The organism is Micromonospora sp. NPDC049175 (genome assembly GCF_043197345.1).
Classification (GTDB): Bacteria; Actinomycetota; Actinomycetes; order Mycobacteriales; family Micromonosporaceae; genus Micromonospora.
Genome location: NZ_JBICSY010000012.1, coordinates 111137 through 126090, shown reverse-complemented (window position 1 = coordinate 126090; position 14954 = coordinate 111137). Strand labels below are relative to the sequence as shown.

17 protein-coding genes are annotated in these 14954 nt (G+C 72.2%); 10 read left to right on the top strand and 7 right to left on the bottom strand.

Annotation, left to right across the window (positions count from 1 at the left end):
- Positions 1 to 30 precede the first annotated feature (30 nt).
- Both ACGFH8_RS32305 and ACGFH8_RS32300 read left to right on the top strand, forming a co-directional pair.
- Positions 31 to 1443, top strand: a complete 1413-nt coding sequence (locus ACGFH8_RS32305; protein WP_393374764.1) for an OFA family MFS transporter — start codon at positions 31 to 33, stop codon at positions 1441 to 1443.
- Positions 1440 to 1565, top strand: coding sequence for a hypothetical protein (locus tag ACGFH8_RS32300; protein WP_393374761.1), 126 nt, complete (start codon positions 1440 to 1442; stop codon positions 1563 to 1565). Before ACGFH8_RS32305 ends, ACGFH8_RS32300 begins: the two co-directional genes overlap by 4 nt.
- 29 nt (positions 1566 to 1594) lie before the next feature.
- Here ACGFH8_RS32300 and ACGFH8_RS32295 read toward each other — a convergent pair whose 3' ends face one another.
- Positions 1595 to 2323 (bottom strand): SDR family NAD(P)-dependent oxidoreductase, encoded by a 729-nt coding sequence (locus tag ACGFH8_RS32295; protein WP_393374759.1) that lies wholly within the window; start codon positions 2321 to 2323, stop codon positions 1595 to 1597.
- Between the two features lie 165 nt (positions 2324 to 2488).
- On the opposite strand from ACGFH8_RS32295, the gene ACGFH8_RS32290 reads away from it, so the two are divergent.
- Together ACGFH8_RS32290 and ACGFH8_RS32285 are read left to right on the top strand one after the other, a co-directional pair.
- Complete coding sequence (locus ACGFH8_RS32290) at positions 2489 to 2950, top strand: peroxiredoxin (RefSeq protein ID WP_393374756.1); 462 nt, start codon at positions 2489 to 2491, stop codon at positions 2948 to 2950.
- An 84-nt stretch (positions 2951 to 3034) separates the two neighbouring features.
- Entirely contained in the window at positions 3035 to 3715 is a 681-nt protein-coding gene (locus ACGFH8_RS32285) for a hypothetical protein (RefSeq protein WP_393374753.1), read from the top strand.
- A gap of 6 nt (positions 3716 to 3721) precedes the next feature.
- Here ACGFH8_RS32285 and ACGFH8_RS32280 read toward each other — a convergent pair whose 3' ends face one another.
- The gene (locus tag ACGFH8_RS32280; protein ID WP_393374750.1) at positions 3722 to 4174 is read right to left on the bottom strand and encodes a MarR family winged helix-turn-helix transcriptional regulator; all 453 of its coding nucleotides are present in this window, start codon (positions 4172 to 4174) and stop codon (positions 3722 to 3724) included.
- Between the two features lie 97 nt (positions 4175 to 4271).
- Between ACGFH8_RS32280 and ACGFH8_RS32275 the strand changes: the two genes are divergently transcribed.
- Entirely contained in the window at positions 4272 to 4718 is a 447-nt protein-coding gene (locus ACGFH8_RS32275; RefSeq protein WP_393374748.1) for a MarR family winged helix-turn-helix transcriptional regulator, read from the top strand.
- A 58-nt stretch (positions 4719 to 4776) separates the two neighbouring features.
- On the opposite strand, the gene ACGFH8_RS32270 is transcribed toward ACGFH8_RS32275, so the two are convergent.
- From ACGFH8_RS32270 to ACGFH8_RS32250, 5 genes are all read right to left on the bottom strand, one after another.
- Complete coding sequence (locus tag ACGFH8_RS32270) at positions 4777 to 5709, bottom strand: CU044_5270 family protein (protein ID WP_393374745.1); 933 nt, start codon at positions 5707 to 5709, stop codon at positions 4777 to 4779.
- Positions 5706 to 6290 carry an RNA polymerase sigma factor gene (locus ACGFH8_RS32265; protein ID WP_393374742.1) on the bottom strand — a complete coding sequence of 195 codons (585 nt, stop codon included), beginning with the start codon at positions 6288 to 6290 and terminating at the stop codon, positions 5706 to 5708. The genes ACGFH8_RS32270 and ACGFH8_RS32265 overlap by 4 nt, the downstream gene beginning before the upstream one ends.
- Before the next feature lie 64 nt (positions 6291 to 6354).
- The gene (gene eis / locus ACGFH8_RS32260; protein WP_393374740.1) at positions 6355 to 7548 is read right to left on the bottom strand and encodes an enhanced intracellular survival protein Eis; all 1194 of its coding nucleotides are present in this window, start codon (positions 7546 to 7548) and stop codon (positions 6355 to 6357) included.
- Positions 7549 to 7685: 137 nt separating this feature from the next.
- Positions 7686 to 8684, bottom strand: a complete 999-nt coding sequence (gene cydB, locus ACGFH8_RS32255; RefSeq protein ID WP_393374738.1) for a cytochrome d ubiquinol oxidase subunit II — start codon at positions 8682 to 8684, stop codon at positions 7686 to 7688.
- A gap of 14 nt (positions 8685 to 8698) precedes the next feature.
- Positions 8699 to 10111 carry a cytochrome ubiquinol oxidase subunit I gene (locus ACGFH8_RS32250; protein ID WP_393374735.1) on the bottom strand — a complete coding sequence of 471 codons (1413 nt, stop codon included), beginning with the start codon at positions 10109 to 10111 and terminating at the stop codon, positions 8699 to 8701.
- Between the two features lie 151 nt (positions 10112 to 10262).
- On the opposite strand from ACGFH8_RS32250, the gene ACGFH8_RS32245 reads away from it, so the two are divergent.
- The 5 genes from ACGFH8_RS32245 to ACGFH8_RS32225 all read left to right on the top strand — a co-directional run bounded on the left by ACGFH8_RS32245 (position 10263) and on the right by ACGFH8_RS32225 (position 14814).
- Positions 10263 to 11036 carry a lysophospholipid acyltransferase family protein gene (locus tag ACGFH8_RS32245; protein ID WP_393374733.1) on the top strand — a complete coding sequence of 258 codons (774 nt, stop codon included), beginning with the start codon at positions 10263 to 10265 and terminating at the stop codon, positions 11034 to 11036.
- Positions 11037 to 11190: 154 nt separating this feature from the next.
- Positions 11191 to 12033 carry an SDR family NAD(P)-dependent oxidoreductase gene (locus ACGFH8_RS32240; protein WP_393374730.1) on the top strand — a complete coding sequence of 281 codons (843 nt, stop codon included), beginning with the start codon at positions 11191 to 11193 and terminating at the stop codon, positions 12031 to 12033.
- Positions 12034 to 12082: 49 nt separating this feature from the next.
- The gene (locus tag ACGFH8_RS32235; RefSeq protein WP_393374727.1) at positions 12083 to 12658 is read left to right on the top strand and encodes a hypothetical protein; all 576 of its coding nucleotides are present in this window, start codon (positions 12083 to 12085) and stop codon (positions 12656 to 12658) included.
- 111 nt (positions 12659 to 12769) lie between these two features.
- Positions 12770 to 14167 carry a sensor domain-containing protein gene (locus tag ACGFH8_RS32230; RefSeq protein WP_393374725.1) on the top strand — a complete coding sequence of 466 codons (1398 nt, stop codon included), beginning with the start codon at positions 12770 to 12772 and terminating at the stop codon, positions 14165 to 14167.
- Between the two features lie 2 nt (positions 14168 to 14169).
- Entirely contained in the window at positions 14170 to 14814 is a 645-nt protein-coding gene (locus tag ACGFH8_RS32225; RefSeq protein ID WP_393374864.1) for a response regulator, read from the top strand.
- Positions 14815 to 14954 lie beyond the last annotated feature (140 nt).

Here is a 14954-nt window from a genome sequence, read left to right as displayed (position 1 = left end):
CTCTCGTCCTCGTCGGAGAGGAAGCAGCGCATGCTTTCCGTACTCGATCGTCGGCACACCGTCGCGCCGCCGGGCTACAGCCGGTGGCTCATTCCCCCGGCGGCGTTGGCCATTCATCTCTGCATCGGTCAGGTCTACGCGACAAGCGTCTACAAGAACTCGCTGATCGCCCACTTCGACACCAGCCAGACCGCGATCGGGGTGATCTTCAGCATCGCGATCGTGATGTTGGGGTTGTCCGCCGCGGTCGCCGGGACGTGGGTGGAGGCGAACGGGCCGCGCAAGGCGATGTTCGTCTCGGCGTGTTTCTGGGCGGCGGGCTTCCTGGTGGGTTCTTTGGGTATCGCCACGAAGCAGTTGTGGTTGCTGTATCTGGGTTACGGGTTGCTCGGTGGTATCGGTCTGGGCATCGGTTACATCTCCCCGGTCTCCACGTTGATCAAGTGGTTTCCGGATCGGCCGGGTCTGGCGACCGGGTTGGCGATCATGGGGTTCGGTGGTGGGGCGATGGTCGCCTCTCCCCTGTCCCGGCAGCTGTTGTCGTTGTACGACCCCGGGTACGACCCGGCCAACGCGGGGTCGACGGCGTCGGGCAGCGCCCTGGTGTGGTTGTTCGTGACGCTCGGCCTGGGCTACTTCGTGATCATGATGTTCGGGGTGGCGAACGTGCGGGTGCCCGCGCAGGATTGGCGCCCGGCCGGCTTCGACCCTGCCAGTGTGGCGGCGAAACCGCTTGTCACCACGGCGAACGTGTCGGCGGCGAACGCGGTGAAGACGCGCTCGTTCTGGCTGCTGTGGGTGGTGTTGTTCTGCAACGTGACCGCGGGCATCGGCATCCTGGAGCAGGCCAGTCCGATGATCCAGGACTTCTTCCGGGACAACGGCACGTCGGCGGTGTCGGTGGCGGCGGCCGGCGGGTTCGTGGGGCTGCTGTCGCTGTTCAACATGGCGGGCCGGTTCGTGTGGTCGTCCACCTCGGACGTCATCGGCCGTAAGCCGATCTACCTGGTGTACCTGGGGGTCGGCATGGTGCTGTACGCGCTGCTGGCCCTGGTCGGGCAGACCGCGACGGCGTTGTTCGTGCTGTTGGCCTGCGTGATCCTGTCGTTCTACGGGGGCGGGTTCGCCACGGTGCCGGCGTACCTGCGGGACCTGTTCGGCACGTTCCAGGTCGGTGCGATCCATGGCCGGCTGCTGACCGCCTGGTCGGCGGCGGGGATCGCGGGTCCGCTGATCGTCAACGGGTTCCTCGACGCGCAGGGCGAGCCGGGTTCGTTGACGGCGGCGGCGTACCGGCCGGCGTTGTTCACGATGGTGGGCGTGCTGGCCGTGGGCTTCGTGGCGAACCTGTTGGTGCGGCCGGTGCCGCGGCGCTACCACGAACCGTCGTCGGAGCGCGGCGTGGATGAGGACACGATGGCGGAGAGGGGTGCCACGCGATGAGTGACGACAGTCGGTCCGGGCAGCGGGCCCGGTTGTGGATCTCCTGGTCGGTGGTGGCGGTGCTGCTCGGCTACGGCGTGGTGCAGACCGTCATCACGGCGGCGAAGCTGTTCACCCAGTGAGCCGGCTCCGGTGGTCTCTGCCCGTGGGGTCAGAGGCCACCGGAGACCCGCAGGACCGTGCCGGTGGTGTACGAGGCGTCCGGGCTGAGCAGCCAGGCGATGGCGGCGGCGATCTCGTCGGGTTCGCCGGCGCGGCCCAGCGGGATGCGACCGGCGGCGGTGTCGGCGCGGTCGGGTACGCCGGAGTCGGCGTGGATGTCGGTGCGCACGATGCCGGGTGCGACGGCGTTGACGCGGATGCCCTTGGGGGCGAGTTCCTTGGCCAGGCCGACGGTGAGGGTGTCGGTGGCGGCCTTCACCGCGGCGTAGTGCACGTACTCCCCCGGGCTGCCGAGGGTCGCGGCGGCCGACGAGACGTTGACGATCGCGCCGCCGTCGGTGAGTCGGCGGGCGGCCTGCTGGGCGCAGAGGACGTAGCCGACGAGGTTGACGTCGACGACCCGGCGCAGGTCGTCGACGCGTAGGTCGGTGAAGGGGCCGATCGGGCTGGTGACGCCGGCGTTGTTGACCAGGCCGGTGAGGGGGCCGAGTTGGGTGGCGGCGTCGAACAGGTCGCCGACCTGGTCGGGGTCGGTGGTGTCGGCGCGTACCGCGATGGCCTGTGCGCCGGCGGCGCGCAGGTCGGTCAGGACGGCGGTGGCGGCGTCGTCGTCGCGGCGGTAGCACAGCGCGATGTGGTGACCGGCGTGGGCGAGGCGGCGGGCGGTGGCCGCGCCGATGCCCCGGCCGCCGCCGGTGATGACGGTGACGGGTGCCACGGTGCCTCCCGAGCTTCTCCACGGCTGCGTATCTGTCGGGCCGACGCTACCGTGACCGGCGCGGGCGGGTGGTGCGGGGTCGCGGCGGTGGTGGACGAGGTGGCGGCGCGCTGGGTGTGATCGCTTACGCTCACCGCGCGTTCGATCGGACAACGGAGGTGCGCGGTGGCGGGTGTGGGTGTCGGCGACGAGGTGCGGGATTTCGAGTTGCCGGATGAGACGGGCACGCCGCGGCGGCTGTCGGAGTTCCTGGCGAGCGGGCCGGTGGTGCTGTTCTTCTACCCGGCGGCGATGACCCGGGGGTGTACGGCGGAGAGTTGCCACTTCCGGGATCTGGCGGCGGAGTTCACGGCGCTGGGCGCGTCGCGGGTGGGCATCAGCCGGGACCCGGTGGCGAAGCAGGCCGAGTTCTCGAGGTTGCACGGCTTCGACTATCCGCTGCTGTCGGACGCCGACGGGACGGTGGCGCAGCAGTTCGGGGTCAAGCGGCGGGTGCCGTTGGGTCCGTTGAGCATGAAGCGGATGACGTTCGTGATCGGTGTCGACCGGCGGGTCGTCGAGGTGATCCACAGTGAGGTCAGCATGAACGACCACGCGGATCGGGCGTTGCGGGCGTTGGGCGGTTGAGCGGGGTGTGAGCCCCGTGCGGCGGGTGTCGCAGCCGGCTGGTATCAAGACAGCAATCAAACAGGTGTACGGAAGAGGGTTGTGATGGATGCCGGCCAGGGTTTGTCCACTAGCGAGGTGCAGAGCATCCGGGAGGCGTTGGCGGCCGGGCGTAAACCGCGGGTGGTGTTCACCGCGGCGGCGGGGCAGATCGCCGGTCAGGTCGGTCAGGTGATCGAGTTGACCGATCCGGAGGTGTCCGACGAGTTCGTGGTGGTGCGGTTCGGTCGCGACGAGTTGCCGTTCTCCCCCGCCGACCTGGCGGTGGCGCCCAAGGGCGCGACGCGTCGGGTGGTGGAGCCGAAACCGGAGCCGGAGGAGTCGCCGGTGGTGGCGGCGCCGGAGTTCGTGTTGGACACGCCGCGGGTGCCCGCGCAGCGACCGGAGGAGCCGAAGGTGGAGCAGGCGGAGAAGCCGCCGGCGCGGCGGGCGGTCAAGGCCGTCAAGCCGAAGGGGCCGGCGGGGCTGACGGTGACCCTGGCGTACGCCGACGGTGAGTGGACCGTCGCGGCGCAGCAGGGCAGTAAGGCGCTGGCGAAGCCGTACGTGGTGAAGCCGGCGGAGGCGTTGAAGATGGTGGCCCTTGTCGACGTGCCCGGGGTGCAGGAGGCGGTGGAGCAGATCCTGGGCACCGAGCGGGCCGAGGCGGAGCAGCAGGCGGAGAAGCTGCGCGCGGAGCTGGCCGAGATCGAGGCCCGGCTGGCGGAGTTGCGCGAGGCCCGCTGAGGCGGGTCAGGGCCGGTTGTGGTGCGCCAGCAGCCGGGTGAGTAGTCGTGTGAGCTGCTCTCGCTCGGTGGTGGACAGTGGGGCGAGCAGGTCGCGTTGGACGCGGTCGAGGGTCTCGCCCAGCCGGCGGGCTTCGGTGACGCCGGCGTCGGTGACGGTTATGACGTTGCGGCGGCGATCGGTCGGGTCGGGGGCGCGTACGACGAGCCCTCGGCCGGCCAGGTCGTTGATGGCCGCGACGACGTCGCTGCGGTCGATGCCGCAGCGGCGGCCGAGGTCGGCCTGGCTGGCCGGGCCGTCCTCGGTGAGCGCGGTGAGCAGCCGGTAGTGGTAGCCGCGTAGGTCGTGCGCGGCGAAGCCCTCGGTGAGCAGGCGGGTGGCGTGGCTGGCGGTCTGGTTGAGCAGCCAGGTCGGGGTGGTGCGCAGCCCGGCGGGTGACTGCGGGGCTGCGGTGTCCATGGGGTGCAGCCTACCAGTAATCGTTGGCGCGACCCACGATCGGGTGTTACGTTGGTGCAGCCAACGTTGGCTCGGCCAACGTAATGAAGGAGGCGTCATGTCCACAATCCCCGCCCTCAACGGCCAGGTCATCGGCCAGGCCCACTACGCCACGCGGGCCCTGCTCGAACGGGCCACCGAACCCCTCGGCGTCACGTTCCACCAGGTGCTCGCTCTCAACGTCCTCGCCCAGGGCCCGGTCGAGGCCGCACATCTCACGCACCGGGTCACCAGCACCCTCAAGGTCGACGAGTCGGCCGTGCACAAGGTGGTCGACCAGCTCGTCGACGCCGGCCTCGCGCAGGTCGACGGCGCGGCCCCCGACTCGCTGGTGTCGCTCACCGACACCGGTCGCGCCACCCAGCGCGGCGTCGCCGCCGCGGTCGCGGACCTCACCGCCCGGCTGTACGCGGACCTCCCCGCCGACGAGGCCGCCACGGCGGCACGGGTGCTCACGGTCGTCACCCACCGCGCGAACGCCGAGCTGGCGGCGATCCCGGCCTGACCAGCCCGTACACCGGGCGGCCGGCACCCGGAGGGCCGGGTGCCGGCCGCCCGGTCACCTACCGTTGCGGGCGCTGCCCGAGCTGCGCCACCACGGCTCGTTGCAGCACCGCGGTCGTGCCCAACACCGTCCCGGCCGGCCCGTCGGCGGTGTCCGCCACGAGATAGCTGCGCTCACCGAGGTAGTCGAACGTCTGCTCATCGAAGATCCACTCGTCGCGGCGGCTGCGCTCGGTGTGCGCGACGGCTATCCCCCGCCGCCCGGCCGCGTCGGTGACCCCGCGCACCACCTCGACCCCGGGCACCTTCGCCGCGGCCCGGTAGAGCGCGGCCCTCGTGCGCGGCGGCACCAACGACTCGCGCAGGATGTCGCCGATCGCGGTGAATGCCGCACCGTCGCGACTGCTGCCCCGACCCCGCTGCTCGCGTTCGGCGTACAGCTTCGCCAGCAGGGCGTCCGGGTCATCGGGCAGGTCGACACGCGCGGCGTTCGGCGTCACGTCGGTGAGCGTCTCGCGCTCGGGAATCACGCCGACGATCGGCGCGTCGAAGAACGGCTGCCGCAGCAGGCCGTCACCCCGCTCGTCGCGGGGGATCCAGATCTCCCGCTCGTGCACCGGTCGCAGCCGCGCCGGGCCCTCGCCGAGTTCGGCGAATGCGCCCCGGCTCCTGATGTAGACGTAGCCGCCCGTGCCCGCCGGTGGCGCCGGCTTCGCGGCGGCGGCCACGGCCATCCGGTTGAGCAGCGGCGTCGCGCCGACGCGTTCGCCCTGCGCGACCGGGACGACAACCGGCGCGCTGTCCGGCGCCCATGGCTGGGTGATCATCCCGGCCGTGACCGCGACGGCCAACGCCGCCGACACCGGCACGAGCACCCGTACCCGTCGGGGCCGCCGCGACGGCCGCCGGACCTCGGTCAGCAGATGATGCCGCAGTGCCTGTCGGCGCACCGCCGGCAGGGCCGCCACGGGCGGGGCGGAGGGCTCTGTCATCGGTACTCTCCCTGCTCGACGGGGATCATCGGGGTGCCGGCCAGCTCCTGCTGCGCCAGCGCGCGCAGTCGGACGCGGGCCCGCGACAACCGGGAGCGCACGGTCCCGACGGGTACGCCCAGCGCCTCGGCCGCCGCCGCGTAGTCCAGGCGCCACCACACGCAGAGCAGGAACACCTCCCGGTCCGCGCGGCGCAGCGCCCGCAGCCCCGCCAGGGCGGCGGCCACCCGGTCGGCGTCGTGCATCCGGTCGACCACCTCGTCGGCGAAGTCGGCCACGGTGTCGCGTACCGGCAGCCGCCGTAACGCCTCCCGGTGCCGGCGCGCCGCCCGACGGCGATTGCGCAGCACATTCGTCGCGATGCCGAGCAGCCACGGGCGCAGGCTGTCCCCGTCCGGGCGCAGAGATTCGCGGACGCGCCACGCCTCGAGGAAGGTCAGCGACACCACGTCCTCGGCGTGCGCCGAATCGCCTCCGCTCCACAGCGCATGTCGATGAATCGCGTCGGCGTGCTCGTCGAAGAGCTCACCCAACGCCTCGGAGTCTCCGGCCCGGATCCGGGCCCGCATCTCGGCTGTCACACCTGTATCTGTCCGCTGCCGCCGCCGAGTTCCCCCTTCGCGGGCGGAAACAATCCGCCGCCGGTCAGAAGTAGTCGAGCAGCTGCGCCGGCCCCGCGGCGGCGAGCAGGTCGAGCGCGGCCGGATCGACGGCCGTGCTGTGGTGCAGCAGCCCGGCCTGCGCGACCGCCCGGGCCGGTGCGGCTGCGGTGTAGAGCAGGGCGAAACCACGGACGTCCAGCCGCAGGTCGGTCTCGCCGCTGACCCGGGTCAGCTCGGCGGCGCCGTCGGCGACGGCCAACCGCCAGGTGCCGGTGTTCCACTCGGCGAGCGGGTCGGTGAGGCCGAAGTCGACGACACCCCGGACGTGGGCGGGCCACCCGCGCGCGCTCACCGCGCGGGCGACGTCGACAGGTCGGTGCATCCACAGGTCCCGCTCGTGGTCGCGGGCCGACTCCAGCGGCAGGACGGTGCTGACGGCGTCGCCGTCGAGCGGGCACAGCCGCAGCGTCGGCGCGACGCTGGCCCAACTGCCGAGCAGCCCGACGAGTTCCCGGGCGGCCTCGGCGGTGACGGCCAGGGCCTCGTCGACGGTGAGCACCGAGTCCGCGCCGTAGCCCCGGCCCCGCTGCCAGGTGGCGTAGCCGACCAGGTCGCCGTCGTCCTCGACGAGGGTGAGACCGTCGCCGGGCAGGCCCCGGTCGGCGGCGAAGAAGTCGAACAGCTCACCCCGGCGGGTCAGCATGCCGTTGCGGCACCGGGCGACCCGCTCGTAGAGGTCGGCGACGGCGGGCAGGTCGGCAGGTGTGCCGGCCCGCACGACCAGGTCCGGGGAGGGCCGGTGCCGGGGCAGCGCGGCGGTGGCCAGATCGACGGTACGCAGCACACCGGTGGCCTCCCACCCGCAGGCCCGGTACGGGGCGGCGACGGTCGGGTAGAGGGCGCTGACCGCCGCGCCGCGCTCGTGGGCGCCGCACAGCAGGGCGGTGAGCAGGGCACGGCCCACGCCCCGGCCCCGGGCCTCGGGGGCGACGGCCACCCCGGCGACGTCGGCGGCCGGCACCGCCCGGCCGGACCACCACTGGTCGTGGTGCAGGTCGACGGCCTTGCCGACGAGCCGGCCACTGTCGTCGAACGCGCCGTAGCGGGTCATGCCGGGCACGACGACGGTGGTGCTGGTGTGTCGCTCCGCGGTGGAGCCGAACGCGATCCGTCCCAACTCCCAGGCGGTGTCGAGGTCGTCGGTGCTGAGTTCACGGACGTGCACGGGGTCGGGCATCGGCACACCCTAGCGGGAGCGACCCGCCCGACCCAACGCTCCGCGATCTTGCAGTTTCTGTCGCGGCGTAGGGGGCGTTTCCCCGCACAACGGCAACAGAAAGTGCAAGATCGGCGCGATCCCGCTCGCCCCGGCGGTCAGTGCTGCGGAATGTTGGCCACGCCGATGCGCTTGCGGAACACCCAGTAGGTCCACCCCTGGTACGCCAGCACGACCGGCGTGAAGATCACCGCCACCCAGGTCATGATCTTCAGGGTGTACGGGGTGGAGGCGGCGTTGGTGGCCGTGAGCGTGCCGGCCGCGTCCAGGGTGGACGGCAGCACGTTCGGGAACAGCGCCGCGAACAGGGTCGCCACGGCCAGGCCGATCGCCACGGCCGTGCCGGTGAACGCCCACCCCTCCCGGCGTACCCGGGCGGCGGCCAGCGCGCCGAGCAGGGCGAGGGCCGCGCCGACGGCGAGCACGACGGCCGCCGCGCTGGAGCGGATGCTCAGCGTCCAGGTCAGGAAGGCGACCGCGAGCACGGCGGCGCCGACGCCCACGCGTACCGCGAGCTTTCCCGCGCGCTCGCGGATGTCGCCGGTGGTCTTCAGGGCGAGGAACACCGCGCCGTGGGTGAGGAACAGCGCGAGGGTGGTCGCGCCACCGAGCAGGGCGTACGGGTTGAGCAGGTCCACGAGACCACCGACGTACTCGTGGTCGGCGTCCAGCGGCACACCGCGCAGGATGTTGGCGAAGGCGACGCCCCACAGGATCGCCGGCAGCAGCGAGCCGACCACGATCGCGGTGTCCCAGCGGCGTTTCCAGGACGCCTCGGGCCGCTTGTGCCGGTATTCGAAGGCCACCCCCCGGGCGATCAGGGCCAGCAGGATCACCAGCAGCGGCAGGTAGAAGCCGGAGAACAGGGTGGCGTACCACTCGGGGAACGCGGCGAACATGGCACCGCCGGCGGTGATCAGCCAGACCTCGTTGCCGTCCCAGACCGGGCCGATGGTGTTGATCAGGACGCGGCGCTCGCGGTCGTCGCGGCCCAGGACGGGCAGCAGCATGCCGACGCCGAAGTCGAAGCCCTCCAGGATGAAGTACCCGGTGAACAGCACGGCGACGAGGAGAAACCAGATGGTGGTCAGGTCCACGATGGGCTCCGGGATCAGTAGGCGAAGGCGAGCGGGCGCTCGGCGTCGTCGGTGTCGTCGGTGGGGGGTTGTTCGGTGACGTCGGGTACGCCGGCCTTGGCGTAGCGCAGCAGCAGCTTCACCTCGATCACGGCGAGGGTGGCGTAGATGAGGGTGAAGGCGGTGAACGAGGTGAGCACCTCGGTCAGGGAGACGCTGCGCGACACCCCGTTGCGGGTGAGCATCTCGCCGAAGACGATCCACGGCTGGCGACCCATCTCGGTGAAGATCCAGCCGAAGGAGTTGGCCAGCAGCGGCAGCACCGGCATGGCCAGCCCGGCGCGCAGCAGCCACCTGCTGCTGGGGGTGCGGCCCTTGCGCTGGCTCCACAGGACCAGCAGGGCGATCGCGCCGGCGGCCAACCCGAAGGTGATCATGAAGCGGAAGCTCCAGTAGGTGACCGGGATGATCGGGGTGTAGCTGCCCGCGCCGTACTGGGTGGCGTACTGGGCCTGCAGGTCGTCGATGCCGCGTACGGTGCCGTGCGGGTCGCCGGTGCCCAGGAACGACAGCAGGTACGGGATCTTGAGGGCGAACACCTCGCGGCTGCCGTCGAGGCTGCCGATGGTGAGCACGGAGAACGAGGCGGGGCTCTCGGTGGTGTAGAGGCCCTCGGCGGCGGCCATCTTCATCGGCTGCACGTCCGTCATGATCTTGCCTTGGATGTCGCCGGTGAACAGCACGGCGGCGGAGGCGACCAGGACCACCCAGGAGCCGAACTTCGTGGCGAAGCGGTACGCGTCGGTGTCGGCCGAGTCGCGGTTGCGGATCACGTGCCACAGGCCGACCGCGACGATCAGCGACCCGGCGACCAGGAACGAGCCGGCCAGGGTGTGCGGGAAGGTGATCAGGGCGACCTTGTTGGTCAGCACCGCCGGGAAGTCGGTCAGCTCGGCGCGCCCGCTGTCCGGGTTGATCCGGTAGCCGACCGGGTTCTGCATGAACGAGTTCGCGGCGAGGATGAAGTACGCGGACAGGTTCGTGCCGATCGCGGCGGCCCAGATGCTGGCCAGGTGGGCTCGCTTGGGCAGCCGGTCCCAGCCGAAGATCCACAGGCCGATGAACGTGGATTCGAGGAAGAACGCGACGAGCGCCTCGATGGCCAGGGGCGCGCCGAAGATGTCGCCGACGAAGCGGGAGTAGTCGCTCCAGTTCATGCCGAACTGGAACTCCTGCACGATGCCGGTGACCACGCCCATGGCGAAGTTGATCAGGAAGAGCTTGCCGTAGAACTTGGTGAGTTTCAGGTAGCGCTCGTTGCCGGTGCGGTGCCACATCGTCTGCAGGATGGCTACCAGCACGGACAGGCCGATGGTCAGCGGTACGAAGAGGAAGTGGTAGACGGTGGTGACACCGAACTGCCAGCGGGCAACGTCCAACGCGTCCACCTGAAACCCCCATCCATCCGTACTACGAGACGTAGTAAATACTACTGCTCGTCGTAGAGGCTCGGCTGACCCGGACCCGCCCGGGGTCCATGACCCTGATCACCCGACCCGCCCTCGTGACCCCACTGGCGCGTGCGACGATGTCGCGCTGATGGACACCACGCACTCGACCTGGCAACCCCCGCTGATCTGGCGCACGGCCCAACTGCTGGCCCGCGCCCTCGTCGGCCTGCTGGCCCGCCTCGAGGTCACCGGCGACGTCGAGGCCCACCTGCGTCGCGGCCCGCTGGTGCTGGCCGCCAACCACATCAGCCCGTTCGACCCGCTGGTGCTGGCCGCCGCCTGCCAGACCCGCGGCATCGCGCCCCGGATCATGGCGACCGCCGGACTGTTCCGCGCCCCGGTGCTCGGCGCGGCCATGCGCCACGCCGGGCACATCCGCGTCGACCGGGGCACCAGCGCCGTGCACCGCGCCCTCGACGACGCCACCACCGCCGTCGCCCGCGGGTCGGTGATCCTCATCTACCCCGAGGGACGCATCGGCCTGGACCCCGGCATGTGGCCCGAACGCGGCAAGACCGGCGCCGCCCGCCTCGCCCTGGCCTGCGGCGCCCCGGTCGTGCCGGTGGCCCAGTGGGGCTCCCACGAGGTGCTGCCCTACCGGGCGCCCCGGGGCATGCTGCGCGGCATCGCCCGTGCGCTGTGGCGCCGCCCGGTGCTCCGGGTGCACTTCGGCGCACCCGTCGACCTGGGCGAGAGCACCGCCGACAGCCCCGGCGCCGCCCGCCGGGCCACCAGCCGGATCATCGACGCGCTCACCGACAGCCTCGCCCCGCTGCGCCCGGACGAACCGGACCTGCCCCGCCACGTCGACCCCGGTCGTCCCGCCGACACCAGCCGCGTGCACCGCCGCCGCTCAGCCTGACAGCGACTCCGAGATCAACTCGGCTTCCTGGAAGCCGCAGCCGCGGACACGGCGCTTTTCAGGAAACCGAGTCGATCACCGTCCGTGCCCTTACCCTGTTGCGGCGGGTCCAGGAGCGAGTCCGCCCGCAGCGCCCGCAACGAAAGGCCGACACATGAGCGAGCAGACGGTGCTGATCACCGGAACGTCCACCGGCATCGGGTTGGAGATCGCGCTGGGCTGCGCGCGGGCCGGCTGGCGGACCGTCGCCACCATGCGCGACGTGGCCCGCGCCGACCGGCTCCGCGAGGCCGCCAGCGCCGCCGGGGTCGCCGACCTGATCGACGTGCGACGGCTCGACGTCACCGACGCGGACGCGGTCAACGGCTGCGTCGGGGACGTGATCGGCGCGTACGGCCGGCTCGACGCGGTGGTCAACAACGCCGGCGCCGGGCATGTGGGCACCCTGGAACAGGACACCGTCGACGACGTCCGGGCCGTCATGGAGGTCAACTTCTTCGGCGTCCTGCACGTCAGCCGCGCCGCCCTGCCCCACCTGCGGGCCAGCCGGGGACGGCTGATCACCGTCTCCAGCGTCGGCGGGATCGTCGGGCAGCCGTTCAACGAGGCGTACTGCGCCGCGAAGTTCGCCGTCGAGGGATACCTGGAAGCCCTCGCCCCGCTCGCCGCGACCACCGGCGTACGGGTGACCCTCGTCGAGCCGGGTGCGGTGGCCAGCGAGTTCGTCGCCAACATCGGCATCGACGCCGACACCGCCAGCGCCGACGCGGGGGTGTACGGGCCGGCGCTGCGCGCGTACCTGGCCCGCACCGGGCAGGCGTTCGCCGCCGCGCAGTCCCCCGCCGACGCCGCGGCGGTGGTGGTCGCCACGCTGACCGACCCGACACCGCCGGTACGGGTGCAGACCTCCGACGGCGCCCGGCAGTTCGTCGGAGTCAAGCTCGCCGACCTCGACGGCGCCGCGGTGGCGCGGATGACCGGCGGCTGGCTGGCCTGAGCCCCTGGGTCGGTACGACACCGGCTCAGGCGACTGGAACAGTGATCATGTGCCGTACCGTCGTCTCGTCCTGGTCGCAGTGACACTCCTCGTCGTCTGCGGGGTCGGCTACGCCGGGCTACGCGGCGCGTACCACGACGCCAAGGACCAGCGGGACCTCGCCGACCTGACCAGGGCATCGCCGTGGCCCCGGGAACACCTGCTGATCCCCGACGACGTCACCCGGCCCGGCACCGTCGGCTGGGTCGATCGCGGCGGCCTCGACATCGCCTACGCACTGCGGACCGCCGACGGCCGGTCGGTGCCCGTGCTCTGGCGGCTGCGCGTGCCGCAACCGGCGACCGGGCTGCCCGAGGGCGTCGACTGCGCCGTGCCGCGGCTGCGCACCTGCACCGACCTGGGCGACGGGCGCACGCTTGTCGTCACCCACGACACCGACAACAGCGACCCGTCGATCGCGCTGTACCGCGCCGACGGCGCCATCGTGCGGGCCATCGAGGTGCAGGGGCCGGACCCGGTCGGGGTCGACGACCTGAGCGCCGCGCTCACCCGGGTGCACGCCCCCAGCGACGCCGAGTTGCTGGGTCTGCTGCGCCGCGACGGCTACCAGACCGACTGGAGCTAGTGCGGCCTGGGGGAAATCCCCCAGGCGAAGACGGCCGTCAGCCGGCTCCCGCCCGGACACCTGCGCGCCTACCGTGATCCCCCGTAGCCACCGACGACGCAAGGAGATCCGGTGACCGAGGCCCGGAACCCCACCCGGCGATCCGGACCGATGCGCGGCGTGCCGTGGCGGGGCGCCCGCGCGGCGGTCGTGGCTCCGTTCACCAAGCGTGCGGGCCGAGAGCTGGCGTTCTGCCTCGCCGGGCTGCCCTTCGTCGTGGTCAACCCGGTGGCACTCTTCGTTGGCGCGGTGGACCTGAGCTGGTGGGTCAGCACCGGCGGGCGGAGCAACCCCGCCCCGACCGACGTGGTCATCGCCGTCGCCGGCGTGGGACTGCTGCTCGTGCTGCTGGTGTCGACGACGGCGGCCCGGAGGCTCGGCGCCCTGCACCGCACGCTCGCGACCCGGCTGCTCGGGGTCCGGGTCGCGGCGCCACCGCCGGTGCGCGCCGGCCGGGCCTGGCCCGGGCCGCGCGACAGGGCCGGTTGGCGGGTCGTCGGCTATCTGCTGGCCAAGCTGCCGGCCAGCCTGATCGAGCTGTACGCCGTGTTCTTCTGGATCGGCGGCGTGGTCAACCTGAGCTACCCGCTGCTGTGGGGGGCGTTCCGGAACCACCCGCCGGGGGTCCGGCTGGACCCGGTGCCGGTGTTCACGCCGTTCGGGTTGTTCGGCGACGGCACGTTCCGCGTCGCGACCCTCGGCGGCACGTTCGCCGCCACCGCCGCCGGAGCGGCAATGCTGCTGGCCGCGCCGTGGGTGACAAGAGCCGTCACGTCGGCCGACGCCTGGCTGATCCGGGGCCTGCTCGGGCCGGGGCGGCTGGCACAGCGGGTCCACGAGCTGGAGCTGAGCCGGGCATCGGCCGTGGACGACTCCGCCGCCCTGCTGCGCCGACTGGAACGCGACCTGCACGACGGAGCGCAGATCCGCCTGGCCACGCTGGCCATGAACCTCGGCATGGCCCGCCGGAAGCTCGGCGACGGCGACGAGGTCGCGGACGCCGACGCCGTCCGCGAGCTGGTCGACGCCGCCCTACGCGGCGCCAAGGACGCGCTCGGCGACCTGCGCAGCCTGACCCGCGGGATCCACCCGCCGGTGCTCGACAACGGGCTGGCCGACGCCCTCGCCTCGCTGGCCGGCGACAGTGTGATCCCGGTCGGGCTGGAGATCGGCATCCCGGTCCGGCCCACCCCCGCGATCGAGACCATCGCGTACTTCTGCGCCACCGAACTGCTGGCCAACGCCGCCAAACACAGCTTCGCGACCACGATCGCCGTCCGGGTGGCCGGCAGGCGGGGGGTGCTGCGGCTCAGCGTCGCCGACGACGGCACCGGCGGCGCCGATCCGACCCGGGGCACCGGCCTGTCCGGGCTGGCGCAACGGGTCGCCGTGGTCGACGGCACGCTGAGCATCGCGAGCCCGCCCGGTGGCCCGACGACGATCACCGTCGAGCTTCCGCTGCGCGCATGAGCGTGCGCGTGGTGATCGCCGAGGACGCCGCCCTGTTCCGGGCGGGGCTCGCCCGCCTGATCGAGGACCACGGCCACCAGGTGTGCGCCGCCGTGGGCGACGGCGAGACGCTGCTGACCGAGGTGACCGCGCATCAGCCCGACGTCGTGGTGGCCGACATCCGGATGCCGCCGACGCACACCGACGAAGGGCTGCGCGCCGCACTCGAGATCCGCCGCCAGCACCCCCGCACGGGAGTGCTGGTGCTGTCGCAGTACATCGAGACCAGGTACACGGCCCGGTTACTGGCAGGCAACGCGGCGGGCGTCGGATACCTGCTGAAGGAACGGGTGGCCGACGTCACGGAGTTCGACGACGCGCTGCGGCGGGTCGCCACCGGCGGCACGGCGCTCGACCCGGAGGTCGTCGGTCAACTGCTGCGCGTCAGCCGCCGCGCCGACGGGGTGGCGGCGTTGACCCCGCGCGAGCGCCACGTCCTCGCGCTGATGGCGGAGGGGCGCTCGAACGCCGGCGTCGCCGACGCGCTCACGGTGACCGGCGGAACTGTGGAGAAGCACGTCGCGAGCATCTTCGACAAGCTGGGGCTACCTCCGGACGAGGCCGACAACCGCCGTGTCCTCGCGGTCCTGCGCTACCTGAGTCCGTAGGTCCGCGTCGGCACCGCTGTCCGCCGGGGTGCTGGGGTGCTGGGTGCCGGGGGTAAACCCCCACGTCGAATCTGGGGTTTTCCGGTTGGTGGGGACATCGAGGCTCTTCGTAGCGTTTTGGGGACAAACGTTGTCCCCGA

What these genes read in the sequence shown, in the direction of transcription:
- ACGFH8_RS32305 (WP_393374764.1), top strand. Translation starts at nt 31, where the DNA reads ATGCTTTCCGTACTCGATCGTCGGCACACCGTCGCGCCGCCGGGCTAC.
- ACGFH8_RS32300 (WP_393374761.1), top strand. Translation starts at nt 1,440, where the DNA reads ATGAGTGACGACAGTCGGTCCGGGCAGCGGGCCCGGTTGTGGATCTCC.
- ACGFH8_RS32285 (WP_393374753.1), top strand. Translation starts at nt 3,035, where the DNA reads ATGGATGCCGGCCAGGGTTTGTCCACTAGCGAGGTGCAGAGCATCCGG.
- ACGFH8_RS32280 (WP_393374750.1), bottom strand. Translation starts at nt 4,174, where the DNA reads ATGGACACCGCAGCCCCGCAGTCACCCGCCGGGCTGCGCACCACCCCG.
- ACGFH8_RS32275 (WP_393374748.1), top strand. Translation starts at nt 4,272, where the DNA reads ATGTCCACAATCCCCGCCCTCAACGGCCAGGTCATCGGCCAGGCCCAC.
- ACGFH8_RS32270 (WP_393374745.1), bottom strand. Translation starts at nt 5,709, where the DNA reads ATGACAGAGCCCTCCGCCCCGCCCGTGGCGGCCCTGCCGGCGGTGCGC.
- eis (WP_393374740.1), bottom strand. Translation starts at nt 7,548, where the DNA reads ATGCCCGACCCCGTGCACGTCCGTGAACTCAGCACCGACGACCTCGAC.
- ACGFH8_RS32245 (WP_393374733.1), top strand. Translation starts at nt 10,263, where the DNA reads ATGGACACCACGCACTCGACCTGGCAACCCCCGCTGATCTGGCGCACG.
- ACGFH8_RS32240 (WP_393374730.1), top strand. Translation starts at nt 11,191, where the DNA reads ATGAGCGAGCAGACGGTGCTGATCACCGGAACGTCCACCGGCATCGGG.